Here is an 18,159-nt window from a genome sequence, read left to right on the forward strand (position 1 = left end):
ATGGCAAAAGCAAGGAGCACTTATTTCTGTCAGAATTGCGGCTTCGAAAGTGCCAAATGGTTGGGGAAGTGTCCTTCCTGCGACCAATGGAATACTTTCGTTGAAGAAATAGTTGAAAAGACAGCAAGCAAGGTTCCTGATTGGCGTACTGAGAAATCTTCTAACAGAGCATCTAAGGCAGCGGCTATCCATTCAATAGTATATAGAGAGGAGGCCAGGCTGCAAACTCCGGATAAGGAGCTTAATCGTGTTCTTGGTGGTGGCATTGTACCAGGTTCTTTGACATTAATTGGCGGAGAACCTGGTATTGGAAAGTCTACATTGATGTTGCAGCTGGCCCTAACCATGCCTAAGCTTAAGATTTTGTATGTATCTGGTGAAGAAAGTGAACAACAATTAAAAATGCGCGCAGAGCGTATTAAACAATCTTCTCAAGCGTCATGCTATATATTAACTGAAACTGCTACTCAGAATATATTTAAACAAATTGAACAGGTTGAGCCGGAGTTGGTAATCATTGACTCTATCCAAACACTTCATTCGGCTCATATTGATTCATCACCCGGCAGTGTTTCACAAGTACGGGAATGTACGGCTGAACTGTTGCGTTTTGCAAAAGAATCCGGAACGCCGGTGTTTATCATAGGACATATAACCAAAGAGGGATCCATCGCCGGTCCGAAAGTTCTGGAGCATATGGTAGATACTGTTTTGCAATTTGAAGGCGATAGGCATCATGTATATCGAATTCTTCGGGCGGTTAAGAATCGGTTTGGATCATCTTCTGAACTTGGTATTTATGAAATGCAGGGTGCTGGCCTTCGAGAGGTTTCAAATCCTTCCGAGATCTTGTTATCTCATCGGGAGTCTACTACACTTACGGGTATTTCAATTGCTTCTATGCTGGAGGGAGCGCGACCTATGTTGATTGAGGTTCAGGCCTTGGTGAGTACTTCTGCTTATGGGACGCCTCAGAGATCAGCAACAGGATTTGATGGAAAGAGAATGAATATGCTATTAGCAGTATTGGAGAAGCGCTTTGGTTTCCGTCTTTCTATACAAGATGTATTTTTAAATATTGCAGGTGGTTTACGTGTGGAGGACCCGGCAATTGATTTGGCTGTGATTATGGCTATTATTTCTTCACAGCAAGATATTCCGATACCATCCGGTGTTGTTTTTGCAGGAGAGGTTGGTTTATCAGGAGAAATCAGAGCAATTAATAGGGTTGATCAACGCATTGCTGAAGCTGAAAAGCTTGGGTTTGAGAAGATTTATATATCGAAATATAATTCGAAGGGCTTGGATATCAGTCGTTATAAAATAGAAATAGTTCCTCTTTCTAAAGTAGAGGAACTATTTCAACAATTATTTGGGTAAGTTTTAAGCTTATTTACTTAAGTACATTGATTTCTTTGCACTAAGCTCTCTGAATCTTGGATGTTCCAAATCTTTAATGAAGAGGATAGATTCTCCTGTAGATTTCATTTCCGGGCCTAATTGCTTATCCACTTCAGGGAATTTATTGAAAGAGAATACCGGTTCTTTAATAGCATATCCTTTTAATTTACGCTCGATCTTAAAGTCTTTTAATTTATTGGCACCCAGCATAACTTTGGTTGCGATATTTACGTAAGGCACGTCATACGCTTTTGCAATAAAAGGAACAGTTCTGGAAGCTCTTGGATTGGCTTCGATTACATATACCTTTTCGTCCTTTATCGCAAATTGTATGTTTAATAAACCGATTATATTTAATGCCTTTGCTAATTTAATAGAGTATTCTTCCATTTGGCGGATTACGTTATCCGATAGACTATAAGGAGGTAATACAGCATGTGAATCGCCGGAGTGGATACCTGCAGGTTCAATATGCTCCATTAAGCCGATAATATGAACATCTTCTCCGTCGCTGATTGAATCCGATTCACTTTCTTCTGCACGGTCTAAGAAATGGTCAATTAAAACCCGGTTTCCTGGTAAATTGCGTAGAAGTTTAACCACGGCTTTCTCTAGATCCTCATCGTTGATCACAATGCTCATCCCTTGTCCTCCAAGAACATAACTAGGACGAACAAGTACCGGATAACCCACTTCTTTAGCAACAAGTAAAGCTTCCTCAGCACTTTCTGCTACACCATATTTAGGATAAGGTATATCAAGATCTTTTAACAAGTCAGAGAAGCTTCCACGGTCTTCGGCAAGATCCATATCTTCGAAAGAAGTTCCTATGATTTTAATGCCATGCTCTTTTAGCTTTTCTGCCATTTTTAATGCAGTCTGGCCACCTAACTGAACAATTACTCCTTCTGGTTTCTCATGTTCGATAATCTCACGAACGTGTTCCCAGAATACCGGTTCGAAGTATAGCTTATCTGCCATGTTGAAGTCAGTAGAAACTGTTTCTGGATTACAGTTAATCATGATGGCTTCATAACCTGCTTCTTTAGCCGCTATTAACCCGTGTACACATGAATAATCAAACTCAATACCTTGTCCGATACGATTTGGGCCAGAACCTAGTACAATGATTTTTTTCTTATCGGTAACTATTGATTCGTTTTCATCTTCAAAGGTTGAGTAGTAGTAAGGTGTTAATGCAGGGAATTCAGCTGCACAGGTATCAACCATTTTAAATACACGATTGATTCCTAATGATTTTCTACGTGTGTATACCTCTTCTTCAGAAACATTTCCTAATATCCAGGCAATTTGACCATCTGAGTAGCCTTTTTGCTTTAAGGTCATGAAGAATTCTTTTGGAATATTATAGAGTTGGTATCTCTTAAGTTCTGTTTCCAAAAGAACCAGTTCTTGTATTTGAATTAAGAACCATTTATCGATTAACGTAATCTTACGAATGGATTCTAATGGTACACCCATTTCAAAGGCATCCTTGATATGGAATAAACGATCAGCACTTGGATGCTCCAGGCTGTACATGATTTCTTCCAAGTTTCTGTTTTGACGACCATCTGCACCTAGTCCAAGGCGATTGGTTTCTAAACTTTGACATCCTTTTTGGAGGGCTTCGATGAAGGTACGGCCGATTGCCATCACCTCACCCACTGATTTCATCTGTAAACCTAATTCGGTATTTGCACCTTTAAATTTATCAAAGTTCCAGCGTGGTATTTTTACGATTACATAGTCTAAGCTAGGCTCGAAATATGCTGATGTGTTTTTTGTAATTTGATTTTCAATTTCATCCAAGTTGTAGCCTATTGCCAGTTTAGAAGCAATTTTTGCAATTGGATAACCAGTCGCTTTGGATGCAAGGGCTGATGAACGTGATACGCGTGGATTGATTTCAATGGCGATAATCTCTTCGTTATCGGGATTAACAGAGAACTGAACATTACAACCTCCAGCGAAGTTACCGATAGCTCGCATCATCTTAATAGCTTGATTACGCATCTCTTGGTAGCAACGATCGCTTAAGGTCATGGTAGGTGCAACGGTAATTGAATCACCCGTATGGATACCCATAGGATCAAAATTCTCGATTGCACAAATGATGATTACATTATCATTGCTGTCGCGTAGAAGTTCGAGCTCAAACTCTTTCCATCCCAATACAGCCTGTTCAACTAATACTTCGTGAGTTGGAGAAGCCTGCAGACCTCTGCTTAGAGCCAATTCAAACTCTTCTTTCTTATGAACGAATCCTCCTCCTGTCCCACCAAGTGTATAAGATGGGCGGATTACTAATGGATAGCCTATTTCCTGAGCAGCTTCTTTACCTTCTAAAAAGGAGTTTGCAATTTTAGAACGCGCTACTCCGATACCGATATCAACCATTAATTGTCTGAATGCCTCGCGGTTTTCAGTTGTTTCAATTGCGGCAATATCAACACCTATAATATCAACATTATATTTCTTCCAGATACCCCTCTCGTCAGCCTCAATACATAAGTTAAGAGCTGTTTGCCCTCCCATTGTAGGCAGGACGGCATCAATGTTCCTCTCTGATAAAATTTCCTCAATACTCTCGCATGTTAGCGGAAGCAAATAAACATGATCCGCAATAACCTTGTCGGTCATGATGGTTGCTGGATTTGAGTTTATGATTGAAACTTCGATACCTTCTTCTTTTAAAGAAAGGGCTGCTTGAGATCCAGCATAATCGAATTCACAGGCTTGGCCGATAATTATCGGTCCTGAACCAATAATCAATACGGAACGAATGGAAGTGTTTTTAGGCATTTTTTATTTAAAGTATAAATGAACGGAACTATTACAGGTCGAGATTTGTCCGTTATAGGAAGGAAATTCCGACTGCTTTGTCGGAGTGCAAAGATAGAAAATTTCTATTATGTTTATGGTAAAAGCGCTTGTTTTTTCTTAAATTAATTTGCTTCATCCTGTAAATTCCTTTTCTAATTGTAAATTGCGAGTAAATATGGGTGTAAATAAAGTTATTAAAATTGCAATCGTAGGGCCAGAATCAACTGGTAAGTCTTCTTTAACAAAACAGTTAGCAGACGAGTTTGATACGCTGCTTGTTCCTGAATTTGCCAGAGAATATTGTCAGGGTCTTCAGCGTAATTATACTTTAGAGGATGAGATTAATATCTTCCACGGTCAAATCGATTTGGAGAAGAAAATTGTTGAATTAGCACAGAAGAATTTGATCTTTTGTGATACGATGGTACTGACTGTAAAGATATGGTGTGATCATCTTTTTGGTTTTACTCCGAAGGAAGTTTTAAAGGGAATCGCAGAACAATCTTATGATTTATATTTATTGATGGATATTGACTTACCCTGGCAAGAGGATGAATTGCGTGATTTTCCAACCTTAAGAGAGCATTTTATGCAAGTATGGCATCAAGAATTGAAAGCTCTATCTGCAAATTATAAGGTGATCTCAGGAATAGGAGATCACAGATTTCTTACTGCTAAGAGTGTGGTGGGAGATTTTTTAAACGATATTAATAAGACTATTTGATTATAGACGATTACTTTTAAGATCAGCTAAACCTTTTTTTAGGGTGAAGAGAATGTAGTTTTCATCACGTTTTACTCGTTTGGCCAAACGGTTTACTAATTCAGCTTCTTGCCCCGGTTCATATGCCAAATCTTCGGCACTTAAATGTATATATTTGCGCAGGAGTTTTAATTTTAATACTTCCCATTGTTCTGCACTGATAATTAGATCGGCCATTTTTTTATCTTTTCACAAAAGTAATTAAAATGAAGATGTAAGTCAAACAATTTGGGATGGTTTAGGCTCGAAATTTGCTTGTAATTTAAAAAGTTAAACTATATAATTATTAACCATGAAAAAAATCTTTCTTAGTCTGCTATTAATTGCTGGTACGACGCTTGCAGCATCAGCACAAATACTTCCTTCTTTTCAGTTTGGATTGAAGGCAGGTGCTAACTTTTCTAATTTAAAAGATATTTCTGTGAATTCCGAAACCAGAACAGGCGTTCTTGGAGGTATATGGGCACGTGTTGGGGGTGCAGGGATTCACTTTCAGCCAGAATTATATTTTACTTCCAAGGGTTCGGAAGGAAGTGACGGTTCTTCTAAATTTACTACCATGGATTTGCCTTTATTATTAGGTACCCGTATTGGTGTTGGACCGGTTGCTGCACGTTTTCAGATTGGACCAGTTGTGTCATTTGTTATGGATGAAGAGCATTCGTTCGTTGAAAATGTGGGACAGGTAACTCAGTTTGATGAATATAAGAAACAAACTTTTGGTTTAACGGGAGGTATCGGAGTTGATATAAGCAATCTTAGAGCCGATCTACGTTATGAGCAGGGTTTAAGCGATGTATATGATAATAGCGAAGGAGATAACAACGGCCGTTTAAAACTATGGACAGTAAGTATTGGCTATCGTCTTTTTTAGGCTAAGCTAGCTTGATTTTTAACATACATTTAAAGATGAGGATCTAAATCCTCATCTTTTTGAGTAAAAGAGATATTTTCACGCCTTAATCTTTCCAATCTTTTTTCTGCAAGCTTGTTAGTTTCATAGATTCTTACCGTTATTAAGAAGTATGAAAGTAGTAATGGCCCATACACCAATCCCATTAGCCCGAAAAAGGGAATTCCTATAATTACTCCAATAATAGTAATAATGGGATGGATGTTTCCTACGCGCTTGGCTATAATTAGACGAAGAACATTGTCGATATTGCTAATAAATATCAATCCGAAAAGCAGCATACCTACTCCGTTAAAATTATCGCCCTCTATGATTACCCATATACTTGCCGGAACAAATATCATGGGTGCTCCTACTACGGGTATAAAAGATAAAATAGCTGATATTACTCCCCAAAATATAGGATCACTAAAATTGAAATACCAATAACCTAAGGTTACCAAAGATCCTTGGATTGCGGCAATTAATCCTTGACCTAATACATTAGAATAGGTTATGTTTCTAAGTTCGCGACCAAATCGTAGTGCATTTTCTTGTCTGAAAGGTGCGAACCTGAATAGCCCGGCTTCAAATTGTTTATAATCTACCAGAACAAAGTATAAAAGGAAATACATAACGGAGATGCTCAGAACTAAATTAGCAGCTCCGCTTAGTAAGGAAGTAAAAATGTTACCGGCTGAAGATAAAATATTTTTAAGAACATTTTCAATAAGGTCGGGCTGATGTAATTTGTCGCCGGCAAAATCATTTACTTTTTTTATGACTTGTTGTATCCATTCCGGATTCTCCTGTATTTCTGCAATCTTTGAAATTACCATGGAACCTACCCCTAAAGTAGGAAGTATGATTACTAGAAATGAGAATAGTATAATGAATATTGCAGCAAGGTTCTTTTTCAGTTTCCATTTATCGATTAGGTATAGAAACATCGGGCGGAAAATTGTGTACATAACGATAGTACCCAATATGGCTCCAAAGATGCCTCGTACGGAATAAAGAATAAAGCCGCCTAATATAATTAATAGAACGAAAGTGACGCGGTTTCGTTCTTTGTTATTATAAAGTGGAGTGGCCATTCTTCTTTGATTTAAAAATTAATCAGAAATTTGGCTTTCTTTTTTCTAAGAAAGCATGGACTCCTTCTTTGAATTCTTCAGTGCCGAATAGGTTGGCAAACTCATTCATCTCTACTTCGTAGCCCTCGGTAGTTTGAGAGGCATTCACAGCACGTATAGCAGCTGAGACCGCACGAGGAGAATTTTTAGAAATTTTACTCAGTAGGTTTTTAGATTTAATTAAAAGTTCAGATAATGGAACTACGTAATTAACAAGACCAATAGATAATGCTTTTTCTGCATCAATCCTATCTCCTGTTAAAATCATTTCCAATGCATAACCTCTGCCTACCAGCTGAGTAAGACGTTGTGTTCCTCCGTATCCGGGTATTAGACCCAATGAAACTTCAGGGAGTCCCAATTGAGCATTTTGTGCAGCCACACGTACATGACAGGCTAATGCCAATTCTAATCCTCCACCAAGTGCAAAGCCATTAATTGCAGCAATAATTGGCTTGCCCGCCTGGTGTATTACATCAAATACCTTGCTTTGCCCTTCAAGAGATAATTCCTCTCCCGCTATTGAGTCAAAAGCAGGAAATTCAGCAATATCTGCTCCTGCAACAAAAGCTTTTTCACCCACACCGGTTAGTATAATTCCCCTGATGCTTTCTTCTTTTAAAGCATCGATGATTGCATGATGAAGTTCATCTAACGTGTCCCTATTGAGCGCATTTAATTTTTTTTCTCTGTTAATTGAGATAATGCAGGTTGAAGTATCCTGATTAACAATAATATTATGATAATCTGTATTCATAGAAGGCCAATAGAGTTTAGTAATTCCTGTTTTCGAAAGTCCACTGTTCGATATATGCTACAATATCGTTCATTGATGTACCTGGTGCAAAGAGTTTGCCAACACCTAATTTATGTAAAGCCTGCATATCGTCTTCGGGAATAATTCCGCCTCCTGTAAGTAAGACATTCTCAATCCCTTTCTCTTTCATCAAATTAATTATCTTGGTGAAGACAGTCATGTGTGCACCCGATAATATAGAGATTCCTATGGCATCAACATCTTCTTGAAGAGCTGCATTAACAACCATTTCCGGGCTTTGGCGCAACCCTGTATAGACAACTTCCATTCCTGCATCCCGTAAAGTTGTTGCGATTACTTTAGCCCCTCGGTCATGTCCGTCTAACCCGACTTTAGCAACTAAAACACGAATAGGACGCTTGAATGTTGTTACCATATATTCTTTTGTTTAAAGTTAAAAACTTTTGGATAAATTAGGTTATTGAATCAATCCAAATTTCAATGTAAAAATTAATTTTCGTATATTTATACTTAATTACCTAATAGTTAGTTTTTAGCATAAAATAAATTTAAACTATTATATTTGCAACCATTAATTGGAATATGCTTATGGATATTAAGAAGATTGTTTTCTCCCCTAGAATAGTACTGCTATTAATAGCTGTCATTACTTTAAGCTGGGTGCCTGTCAATCCGGTAAGTGAAGTTAAGTATGAAATGAATAAGGAACATTCTGTATTAAGTCCATTGGAATTATTAAAGAATGAAGCTTCCGCAATATATAAGAATATCAAGTTAGAGAATGTTGGTCTTTCTTTCAATGTGTTTGAGGAAGCATATATTGGTTTCTTAAATTTGAAGAACTCTAATAAAATAAATCAAGATGCTTCCATATTAAGCATTGCTGATTTTGACCAATCCAGCAAAACCAAACGTTTATGGATTGTTGATTTAGACAAGGACAGCTTACTATTAAATACTTGGGTGTCTCATGGTCGTGGTAGTGGAAATGATATGGCGACTAAATTTTCTAATCAAAGTAATTCCTATCAAAGTAGTTTGGGCTTTTATGTAACTGGAGAAGTATATAATGGTAAACACGGACGATCATTACGATTGGATGGTATGGATAATGGTTTTAATGATAACGCCCGTAATCGTGCAATCGTTCTTCATGGTGCCTCATATGTAAGTTCTCAGGCCATTAAAAGTTTGAATCGTTTAGGTTTAAGCCATGGCTGTCCTGCTGTCCCTGTTGAACTTACAAATGAGATTATTGATTTGATTAAAGAAAAAACGGTTCTTTATATTCATGCTGATTCGCCTGCGTATCATTCTGTATATCTTAATTACGAAGAAGCAGGTAAACGTTTATTAGCTTATACAAACTTAGATTCTACTTTTCAGGTAGGGATATAAAATTGCATCTTCTCCGTAGATATCTGAATAGAATTGAAGTGTATTGTTTCGCATTTCAATAGTTCGATAGTCTAAAACAACTTGTAGTTGTGGAGATAAAGCAATATCATTCGCTTCTAACTGTTCGTCTGATTGAATCTCATCTTTGATTTTTTTAAATTTATCTCCATTTCCAAAGAGTGCCTGGGCTAATTTCAAGGGTTCAGCAACCCGAACGCAGCCATGGCTTAAGGCTCTGTTTTCTTTTCCAAAAGCAGCTTGCGAAGGTGTATCATGTAAATATACACTACTGTTATTTTTGAACAGAAATTTGATTTTTCCTAGAGCATTCTCATCCCCTGGCCTTTGTCTAAAACGATAGGGTAAATTGTCTTGTGAAAAAGCCGACCAATCTATATTCTCAGAGTCTTCAACGACTTTACCATCTTCTAATACGTCAATTCCACTATTAACCAGGTAAAAACGATCTGCCTGAACATGTTTTAAAATCTCTTTACCGGCGATACTTTTTGGAATATTCCAAACCGGATTCACCTGTACACTGTGAATTTTACTTTCCAGAACTGGAGTTTCATGTCCAAGGGATCCAACCACTACTTTCATATTCATTACAGATTTTCCATCCTTAAAGACATCTAGATGGAATGCTGGAATATTAACATAAACCATATCAGAAGCATCAAAGTTTTGTTTCCAACGCGACCGTTCCATATTAACCATAATGGTTTCCTTTCCCTTATTATCTATGGTTTTGGATGATTGCAATTCTTTCTGTAAAGCTAAATAAAGAGCTGATGTAGGTTGAATACTATCCAGAAGGGATGCTAAATCACTTGATGTAAGAATACCTTTCATAAAAACTGAGTCAGGGCGTTCTGTTTTTATATAATAGGATTTTAAAACCTTATTAGGGTTAATAATACCGTATTGAAGTGCACTACTATAATTAAGTAATGCATCTGCAGTTGCTAATTCTAACTTAGCAAGTTTCTCATAGGCATCGTCCAATGTTGTAATTTCTTCTTTGGAACTTATGGTATTTAAAAGTTTCTGATAGTTTTCTGCATTGAAATAATCGGACCCTATTCCATGTTCGTTGCTATTAACTAATTTTTCAGCAAGCAGATTTAATTGACTATTGGGGATGAATCTTTTAAGTAATATAGCCTGATAGCCATTTTGCTTATAATAGTTTGTAATAAAAGTTTTGTTTTTCAGATTGCTTTCTTCTTGCTCAAGAGTTGATTGCAAAGAAGCAAATAACTTTTCTTCGTCAATGTCTTTATAAACCTTGTTTTTTGTTTCTTTAAATAAAACTCGACCTACGGTTGTTTCGCGGTTACAAGACGATAAAATAGATAAAAGAATAAGGGAGATAAGTGCTAATGATTGATAGATTCTAACTTTCATATAATAGTTATGTTTTAAACTATTGGTTAGAATGCAATAAGTTTGCCAATTCCAAATAAAAGATTAATTGATCGTGTCAGGTGTTGCAGGTTCTACTCGTATTCCTACATCACTGATGCCGTTAATTCCATCTATTCGCATATTTTGCTCCAATTGGAAGCTGTATTTTCCAGTATCGGGGAATTGATAATTTTTTAAAAAGCGAACCTGATGACTAAAAATACTTCCTGCAGTTTTCCCTTTCCAAAGACCTTCAGGGTTTACTAATTTAACTTCTACACGGTAGGTTGTCTTAGTTTTGTTTGGGTTCTGTTGATGGACCAGAATAAATATATTGGAAAAAGGGTAGTCGATGGAATTCCTTAGGTTTAAATAAAGATGATAAGGAATATTTTTATTGGTTATATGAACAGGGAACAAAGGCTTCTGTTCATATAACCAAACTTTATTTTTAATAGCGATATTCTGATCTATAATCGCGTTGTCTGTACAAGCTGCCAGACCAAGAAAAAGTACTATCAAAAGGGATAGCTTAGCCTTCATTTGGATTGCCAGGTTTATTAGGATTTTTAGGACGTTTAGAATATCGTTTCTTTTTACGCGGCTGACCTTCGATCTTAGGTTGAATATCTTTTATTTCAGCCTTTGCTCCAGCAGCGATGTTTCCCGGAGAATTTCTCTCAATAGGTTTTTTTGAAGGAGCTTTATTTGGTAAAGGGTTATTTTCGCCGGTTGCTTTATCTAAACGACTGTTTTTATTTTTTGATCTGTTTCTAGTATTTCGCTTTTTATTTTTATTATCATCTAAGCGAGTTAAGCTATCCTGACCTACTACATTCTCATAGTCGTAGGTACGTTCTTTTTCTTTTACTCCTATTGCTGTAACCGTTAAATCTTTAATATCTTCCGGCTTTATTCCTTTAAGGTTTTGCTGCTGAATCTCCTTTACCCGGTCAATCGGTAGAGGAATCCAACTGTCATCCCCTTGAAAGCTAAACCACATTAATCGTTTAAAGATATCCGTCTTTTGCAAGTAAGCGTTACCCTTTATAGTTTCTAATTTATTGATATCTGTTGGGATATCTTTTAATGCATCCATATAAGTATCAAGCTCATAATTTAAACAACATTTAAGCTTACCACATTGGCCTGCAAGCTTTAATGTATTTAAAGAAAGATTTTGATATCTGGCTGCAGAAGTAGATACAGTTTTAAAGTCTGTTAGCCAAGTAGAGCAGCATAGCTCACGTCCACAAGATCCTATACCACCTAAGCGGCTGGCTTCTTGCCGCATACCGATTTGCCGCATTTCTATTCTAATGCGAAAAGCTTCGGCCATGCTTTTAATAAGCTCCCTAAAGTCTACTCTGCCGTCGGCAGTATAATAAAACGTAGCTTTAGACTTATCTCCTTGATAATCCACATCGCTTATCTTCATAGATAAACCCAGCTGTAGGGCAAGGGTACGAGCTTTGTGCATAGTTTCCCATTCCAAAGCTTTTGCTGCTTCGTATTTTTCAATATCCGACGGTGTAGGTTTACGATAGACCTTCTTTAAAACGGATTCTTCTTTTGTATTTTGTTTCTTTAACTGTAATCGCACTAGTTCGCCCATAAGCGATACATGCCCGATATCATAGCCATTAGTAGATGATTCAACAACAATCATCTCACCCATTTCCATGTATAAGTTATTTTCATTGACAAAAAACTCTTTTCTGGATCCCTTAAAACGTACTTCAATGATGTTAAAAGGCTTATAATTTGATGGCATATCCATGTGAGACAGCCAGTCGTAAACATCTAATTTATTGCAACCATTTGTGGTGCATGTGCCATTACTTTGGCAACCCTTTGGTGAACAACCACCTCCGGATGAGCAACTATTACATCCCATAATTATTATATATATTGAGTCCCTTTCGGGAGCGTTTGGTACTTTAAAAACAATACGATCTGCAAAGATACATCTAAAAATAAGATTTTTGGATTTGCATTTCGTTCAATATGATAGCTTGCCTTCTCAAACTCAGCTACTACTGCCTCTATTTGTGCATAGTCAAAGCGTTGGCTAAATCTATCTGCAAAGTCTTGTTCTATTTCAGGCAGAAACACTAATTCAACCAAGTTTTCCTTTAGGAGGAGCACTTCCCGCATCATATTAATGGCATATAAAAGGAAGCTTTTCTGACCCTCTCTCCCTAATTTAGCCAAACTGTTTTCTACAAATTCTATTATGAGTGAACCTCTATCTGTTACACAAAAGTTCATCCAATTTTTTAACAAATCTAAGTGATCATTCTCTTCTTCACCAATTAGATTTTGTGCTTTTTGAATATTCCCATCACTAATGTATGCAATTTGTTTGGCCTTGTTTTCGTTCAATCCTTTATTTACCAATAAATATTGTATCACTTCCTCCTCCTTTAGCCGATTAACTTTTATTAATTGAGTACGAGAGAGAATAGTTGTTAGAATTTGATCTTGGTTTTCGGCTACTAATAAAAACAGTGTGTTGGCAGGTGGTTCTTCAATTAGCTTAAGTAATGCATTTCCTTGTTTATCCAGATATTCAGGCAGCCACATAATCAGAACTTTGTAAGCACCTTCATAGCTTTTGAGGCTTAACTTTTTAATGATTTGGTGACACTCCGCAATGTTGATATTAGCTTGTTTATTATCTTCTCCTAAATGATTGCGCCAGTTATCTAAATTTAAATAAGGATTTTTAAGAAAAATAGATCGCCATTGCTCCATATAATTTGATGCTGTTTCATCTTTCTTTTTCGCAAAGAACGGATAGGAGAAATGCAGGTCAGGATGGATAAGTTTAGTATATTTTCGACATGAGGAGCAGAGTCCGCAACTATCTTCTGCTTGTTTATTTTCACAATTCAAATATTGCGCATAAGCTACAGCGAGAGCTAAGCTTCCACTTCCGGTTGGACCCAGAAATAGTTGTGCATGGCTTACTCTGTTATCCTGAACAGACTGTATGAGCCTCTTCTTCAGCAGATCTTGTCCGAAAATATCTTTAAATTGCATACAAGGTGAAAATGTCTTTGGTTTCTATGGCGTATCTTTGCATCTTAACAAAGGTAATAAAAATGAGGATAATGGCTTTTGATTATGGAACTAAGCGAATTGGCATTGCAGTAACTGATCCGCTTCAGATAATAGCCACGGCTTTAACTACTATTTCTCCGAATGAATCTTTAACTTTTATAAAGAAATATATCCAGACTGAAGCTGTTGAAAAGTTTATTGTCGGTTCTCCTTTGCAAATGGATGGCAGTCCATCTGAGTCAGCTCCTCATGTAAAAGGATTTGTACGAAGTTTGAAAAAGCACTTCCCTGATATTCCTGTTGTTACAATTGACGAACGATTTACATCGAAGATGGCATCGGCAGTTATTGCTCAAAGCGGATTAAAAAAGGCTAAAAGACAACAAAAATCTTTAGTTGATCAAATTTCTGCCGTTATAATCTTGCAAAGCTATATGGAAAGTTCGTACCTTGAATAGGTTTTAATTATTACTTTTGTCATATGAATTTGTTTGATGATAATTTAGCTAGTTATTTAGAGAGTCATTCTAGTCTTGAAAATGACCTTCTAAAGCAGATTAACAGAGAAACACATCTGAAAGAACCAAGAGCACATATGCTTTCTGGTCATTATCAAGGTCGTGTGTTGAGCTTGATAAGTAAAATGAAGTCTCCCAAAAGGATAATTGAAGTAGGCACCTTTACAGGATATGCAACTCTATGCCTGGCAGAGGGCTTAAGTTCCGACGGGATTATTCATACCATTGATATAAATGAGGAGCTAGAGGAAAGGGTTCAAGGTTATTTTAATGACTCTGTCTATGCTGATCAAATAAAGTATCATATAGGCGATGCTATTGATATTATTCCTACACTTCATGATTCATTTGATCTGGCATTTATTGATGCAGACAAGAAGAATAATTTCAATTATTATCAATTGATTCTTGAGAAAATGCCATCAGGTGGTATTATCTTAATTGACAATGTGCTATGGAAAGGGAAAGTATTGGAAGATGCGCCCGATAAACAAACTGAAATCATTTTAGAGTTAAATGAAAAAATAACAGCAGATAAGCGTGTAGAAAAGGTAATTCTACCCATACGTGACGGATTATTCCTGATCCGTAAGTTATAAACTAATAAATAGAATATGGAAGTTAAGAAATATTTAAGTTGGATATTCGTTATTGTCAGTTTAGCTTTATTTATTCCTCAACCGTTGCTTGCCCAGCAAAAATACACCGCTCAGTCCTATATCCAGGCAAATAAAGATGCAGCAATTAAATATATGAAGGAATATGGTATTCCCGCCAGCATTATATTAGGAATTGCCTATCATGAAAGTGCTCATGGAAATAGTAAACTTGCCACCTACCTCAACAACCATTTTGGAATAAAGGGAAAAAATAACAGCACTGAAATAAAGTCTGCTTATAAAGGATATGATTCGGTCGAGGATTCTTATTTCGACTTTGTCAATCTTATAGAAAGCCGTAAACAATTTAACGTACTTATTGATAAATATGGCCCGGGAAATTATAAAAAATGGGTGTTGGGCATCGCCAAAGGGGGTTATGCAGCAAGTAATAAATGGGCATCGCAAGTAATTGCAATTATAGACAAGTATAAACTTTACGAGTTAGATGTAAATCCGGTTTCTCCTGATCCGCATCCAGCTGTTTCTCAAAATAACTATACTGTTAAAAAAGGCGATTCTTTATCAGAATTAGCGATACGTTTCCAGACTACCGTTAGTGATATCAAGGATAAAAATAAGCTCACCTCATCCAACCTTCAAATCGGTCAAGAATTAATGCTATAAATTTATATGCGGAAGATTTCTTTATTATTTATATTTATCATATTTCTTTCTTCTTGTCTGCCAAAGCAAGGAATTGTCCGTCAATCTATTCCAGACCGGCGTGATTCTGCTCCCCAACAATCTTCACCTGTTTCTGCACCCAAACCGGGCAGTAGCACTAATTTAGCCCGTAGTACTTCTGCCGAGGCTTACATTGCCAGATTTAAGGATATTGCTATTTCAGAAATGGATGAATATGGTATTCCCGCCAGCATTAAATTAGCACAGGCACTTCTTGAATCAGGTAATGGAAACTCATCGTTGGCACGCAACTCCAATAATCATTTTGGAATCAAATGTACCAGCAGCTGGCAAGGGCGCACTGTTCTGCAATCAGATGACCATATCAACGACTGTTTCCGCGTATATAATAATCCGGAAGAGTCATTTAGAGACCATTCAGAGTTTCTTTTGAGGGCACGTTATGCCGCTCTTTTTAAATTAGATAAGGATGATTATAAAGGTTGGGCAAGAGGGTTAAAAAGCGCAGGTTATGCAACAAATCCACGTTATGCAGAATTGTTGATCAGCTTAATAGAACGCTATGATTTGCACCAGTATGACAAAGCAGAAACAAGGAGGGAGAAGGTTCAACGCGAAGAAGTTGTTCTGACTGAAATAGTGCATGATATACCGCAAGAAGCTAAAAAAGAGCAAGCACAACCTGCAGTAGCTATGAGTATCCATGAGGTAAGGCCGGGAGATACACTTTTTAGTATCTCTCAAAAATACAATCTTACGGTTGACGAACTTAAGATTTTAAATAACTTGAATGGCGAAGGAGTTAGTGTAGGACAGTTGCTACTAGTATCCAAGTAACATCTGTTAAAAATTGTGAAATCATTTAAGCTTCACGATTATCTTCTTAGTTTTACACTAGTGAAGAAACTAATCTTAATTCTATTCTGTATATTCTGTTCCGGGCTTCTATTTGCCCAGCAGGGAACTGATGGAATCGTTTACGATCAAAGCACCAAGCAGCGGATAGCAAAAGTATACATTTATAACACTAATAGCGATACAGGCGTTTTTAGTAATCTTAGGGGCGAATTTCATTTAGAGGTTTCTTCGGGTGATGTATTGGTTGCTGCCGTAGATGGTTATTTTCCTGATACACTTACTGTTAAAGACGAAGCAGCTATTCTGATTTATCTCGAACGATCGTCAACCTTCTTAAGGGAAGTTACAATTGTTGCTCGCCGATCCCCAGAAGAACTCCTGGAAGAAAGAAAGAGAGATTACAATACTGCTTATAGTAAAGGTGATCCCGGTTCTTTATTTTCGGTTGGAAGCAGTGGTGCAGGCTTAAGTATCGGAGCTTTGTATTCGCTTCTTAGTAAAGAGGGGAAAAACGCAAGGTATCTTCAGGAAATTATCGAAAGAGATTATCAGAATGATGTCATTGACTATCGTTTTACTCCTGAGCTTGTAGCAAAACTGACAGGGTTAAGGGATAAGGATCTGGATGATTTTATGATGCAATATCGCCCTTCTTATTATTTTATTTTAGCTAGCAATGATTATTCATTAGCCTTATATATTCGCTCATCTTATCAGGATTACAGGAAAAATCCTTATCTCCGACGCTTGCCTCCATTGGAAGAAGGTTTACAAAGTCCTTGATAAATACTGATAATTCGATACTTTGTTTATTTTTGTGATATGAAGCATATTTCTACCTTGTCTACCGTATTTCTTTTGGTCTTACAGTGCACAGCTTTTGCACAACAAGATACTGATCTGAATTCTTTGCGCCAGGCTCCTCCAAAGGAAAGTTTACCTGTAAAAACACCATCGTTGAATATAGAAGAGGTAACTGTCCCACAAAGCAATCTGGATCTAGAAATAAACTATTGGAGAAATTGGACAACATTCGGAATCAATGTCAACCAGGCTTCCTTTAGCGATAACTGGAATGGAGGGGGAGTAAACTCTTTCTCTATCGGTGGTCTATTCAATCATAAGTCGGAATATAATAAGGATGATAAGAATTTCCATACTGAATTAATGCTTCAATATGGAACATTAAAAAATAAAGACCAGCTTTCCAGAAAAAGCAGTGATCGAATATTCTGGGATAATAAAGGTGGTGTTAAACTATCTAAATCATGGTCTTTCTTCGCGTCTCTTGCTCTTGAAACTCAGTTTGTTGCCGGTTATACTTATAAAGACGTAGATGGGGAAGATACGAGAGATGCATTAATTTCGAACTTCTTTGCCCCTGGCTATATAACAGAATCTGTGGGTATTGAATTTGTTCCTGATAAAACCTTCTCATTACGTTTCGGTACAGGAACAGCCCGACAAACTTTTATTTTAGATGACCGTTTAGTTTTTAACGATAGAAAAAGCTTTGGTGTTGACACAGGAAAGAATTTTAGAAATGAACTGGCTTTTCAGCTTGTTGCAAACTTAAATCGTGATTTAAGTGAAAATTTCAATATTAAGAGCCGCTATGCTTTTTTTGCAAACTATAATGAATTGGGTGAAGCCAGTCATCGTTTAGATGCAACCTTCACCAGTCGCGTAAGTCGGGTTATTAATGTATCTTTAAGTGGCGTGCTATGGTATGATAAGAATATTTCAAAATCAATGCAAACCAGCCAATCTTTGGCACTTGGTGTGATGTATAAGTTTCCTCGATAA

General features: G+C 36.9%; 19 protein-coding genes. 10 read left to right on the forward strand and 9 right to left on the reverse strand.

Annotated elements, in window-relative coordinates; all coding sequences use genetic code 11:
* The gene (radA, locus tag VL047_RS12660; RefSeq protein ID WP_325361098.1) at nucleotides 1-1,380 is read left to right on the forward strand and encodes a DNA repair protein RadA; all 1,380 of its coding nucleotides are present in this window, start codon (nucleotides 1-3) and stop codon (nucleotides 1,378-1,380) included.
* Nucleotides 1,381-1,389: 9 nt separating this feature from the next.
* Here radA and carB read toward each other — a convergent pair whose 3' ends face one another.
* Nucleotides 1,390-4,206 (reverse strand): carbamoyl-phosphate synthase large subunit, encoded by a 2,817-nt coding sequence (gene carB / locus VL047_RS12665; RefSeq protein WP_325361100.1) that lies wholly within the window; start codon nucleotides 4,204-4,206, stop codon nucleotides 1,390-1,392.
* A 196-nt stretch (nucleotides 4,207-4,402) separates the two neighbouring features.
* On the opposite strand from carB, the gene VL047_RS12670 reads away from it, so the two are divergent.
* Complete coding sequence (locus VL047_RS12670) at nucleotides 4,403-4,951, forward strand: ATP-binding protein (RefSeq protein ID WP_325361102.1); 549 nt, start codon at nucleotides 4,403-4,405, stop codon at nucleotides 4,949-4,951.
* Here VL047_RS12670 and VL047_RS12675 read toward each other — a convergent pair whose 3' ends face one another.
* The gene (locus VL047_RS12675) at nucleotides 4,952-5,167 is read right to left on the reverse strand and encodes a hypothetical protein (RefSeq protein WP_325361104.1); all 216 of its coding nucleotides are present in this window, start codon (nucleotides 5,165-5,167) and stop codon (nucleotides 4,952-4,954) included. It abuts the gene before it with no gap.
* A gap of 115 nt (nucleotides 5,168-5,282) precedes the next feature.
* On the opposite strand from VL047_RS12675, the gene VL047_RS12680 reads away from it, so the two are divergent.
* A complete protein-coding gene (locus VL047_RS12680) occupies nucleotides 5,283-5,864 on the forward strand; it encodes a porin family protein (protein ID WP_325361106.1) in 582 nt (193 codons plus the stop codon).
* A gap of 29 nt (nucleotides 5,865-5,893) precedes the next feature.
* On the opposite strand, the gene VL047_RS12685 is transcribed toward VL047_RS12680, so the two are convergent.
* From VL047_RS12685 to VL047_RS12695, 3 genes are read right to left on the reverse strand one after another with little or no spacing between them, the layout of a single operon-like run.
* Nucleotides 5,894-6,979, reverse strand: a complete 1,086-nt coding sequence (locus VL047_RS12685) for an AI-2E family transporter (RefSeq protein ID WP_325361108.1) — start codon at nucleotides 6,977-6,979, stop codon at nucleotides 5,894-5,896.
* Nucleotides 6,980-7,001: 22 nt separating this feature from the next.
* The gene (locus tag VL047_RS12690) at nucleotides 7,002-7,775 is read right to left on the reverse strand and encodes an enoyl-CoA hydratase/isomerase family protein (protein WP_325361110.1); all 774 of its coding nucleotides are present in this window, start codon (nucleotides 7,773-7,775) and stop codon (nucleotides 7,002-7,004) included.
* 16 nt (nucleotides 7,776-7,791) lie between these two features.
* A complete protein-coding gene (locus tag VL047_RS12695; RefSeq protein ID WP_325361112.1) occupies nucleotides 7,792-8,211 on the reverse strand; it encodes a cobalamin B12-binding domain-containing protein in 420 nt (139 codons plus the stop codon).
* A gap of 173 nt (nucleotides 8,212-8,384) precedes the next feature.
* Between VL047_RS12695 and VL047_RS12700 the strand changes: the two genes are divergently transcribed.
* Complete coding sequence (locus tag VL047_RS12700; RefSeq protein WP_325361113.1) at nucleotides 8,385-9,194, forward strand: murein L,D-transpeptidase catalytic domain family protein; 810 nt, start codon at nucleotides 8,385-8,387, stop codon at nucleotides 9,192-9,194.
* Here the strand turns inward: VL047_RS12700 and VL047_RS12705 are convergent.
* The 4 genes from VL047_RS12705 to VL047_RS12720 all read right to left on the reverse strand — a co-directional run bounded on the left by VL047_RS12705 (nucleotide 9,165) and on the right by VL047_RS12720 (nucleotide 13,649).
* Nucleotides 9,165-10,604, reverse strand: a complete 1,440-nt coding sequence (locus VL047_RS12705) for a L,D-transpeptidase family protein (protein ID WP_325361114.1) — start codon at nucleotides 10,602-10,604, stop codon at nucleotides 9,165-9,167. The two genes, VL047_RS12700 and VL047_RS12705, sit on opposite strands and share 30 nt — an antisense overlap.
* A 63-nt stretch (nucleotides 10,605-10,667) precedes the next feature.
* Complete coding sequence (locus tag VL047_RS12710; RefSeq protein ID WP_325361115.1) at nucleotides 10,668-11,147, reverse strand: gliding motility lipoprotein GldH; 480 nt, start codon at nucleotides 11,145-11,147, stop codon at nucleotides 10,668-10,670.
* On the reverse strand, nucleotides 11,137-12,501 hold the full coding sequence (locus tag VL047_RS12715) for a regulatory iron-sulfur-containing complex subunit RicT (protein ID WP_325361117.1): 1,365 nt from the start codon (nucleotides 12,499-12,501) through the stop codon (nucleotides 11,137-11,139). Before VL047_RS12715 ends, VL047_RS12710 begins: the two co-directional genes overlap by 11 nt.
* Nucleotides 12,502-12,506: 5 nt before the next feature.
* On the reverse strand, nucleotides 12,507-13,649 hold the full coding sequence (locus VL047_RS12720) for a hypothetical protein (protein WP_325361119.1): 1,143 nt from the start codon (nucleotides 13,647-13,649) through the stop codon (nucleotides 12,507-12,509).
* 62 nt (nucleotides 13,650-13,711) lie between these two features.
* Between VL047_RS12720 and ruvX the strand changes: the two genes are divergently transcribed.
* The 6 genes from ruvX to VL047_RS12750 are packed head-to-tail and all read left to right on the forward strand — an operon-like array spanning nucleotide 13,712 to nucleotide 18,159.
* Complete coding sequence (ruvX, locus tag VL047_RS12725; protein WP_325361120.1) at nucleotides 13,712-14,128, forward strand: Holliday junction resolvase RuvX; 417 nt, start codon at nucleotides 13,712-13,714, stop codon at nucleotides 14,126-14,128.
* Nucleotides 14,129-14,151: 23 nt separating this feature from the next.
* Complete coding sequence (locus tag VL047_RS12730) at nucleotides 14,152-14,787, forward strand: O-methyltransferase (protein WP_325361122.1); 636 nt, start codon at nucleotides 14,152-14,154, stop codon at nucleotides 14,785-14,787.
* Nucleotides 14,788-14,802: 15 nt separating this feature from the next.
* Nucleotides 14,803-15,474 carry a glucosaminidase domain-containing protein gene (locus tag VL047_RS12735; protein WP_325361124.1) on the forward strand — a complete coding sequence of 224 codons (672 nt, stop codon included), beginning with the start codon at nucleotides 14,803-14,805 and terminating at the stop codon, nucleotides 15,472-15,474.
* Nucleotides 15,475-15,480: 6 nt separating this feature from the next.
* Complete coding sequence (locus VL047_RS12740; RefSeq protein ID WP_325361126.1) at nucleotides 15,481-16,332, forward strand: glucosaminidase domain-containing protein; 852 nt, start codon at nucleotides 15,481-15,483, stop codon at nucleotides 16,330-16,332.
* 60 nt (nucleotides 16,333-16,392) lie between these two features.
* Nucleotides 16,393-17,136 carry a hypothetical protein gene (locus tag VL047_RS12745; protein WP_325361127.1) on the forward strand — a complete coding sequence of 248 codons (744 nt, stop codon included), beginning with the start codon at nucleotides 16,393-16,395 and terminating at the stop codon, nucleotides 17,134-17,136.
* 39 nt (nucleotides 17,137-17,175) lie between these two features.
* A complete protein-coding gene (locus VL047_RS12750) occupies nucleotides 17,176-18,159 on the forward strand; it encodes a DUF3078 domain-containing protein (protein ID WP_325361129.1) in 984 nt (327 codons plus the stop codon).

The sequence above is a fragment of the Albibacterium sp. genome, from assembly GCF_035514885.1.
Classification (GTDB): domain Bacteria; phylum Bacteroidota; class Bacteroidia; order Sphingobacteriales; family Sphingobacteriaceae; genus Albibacterium.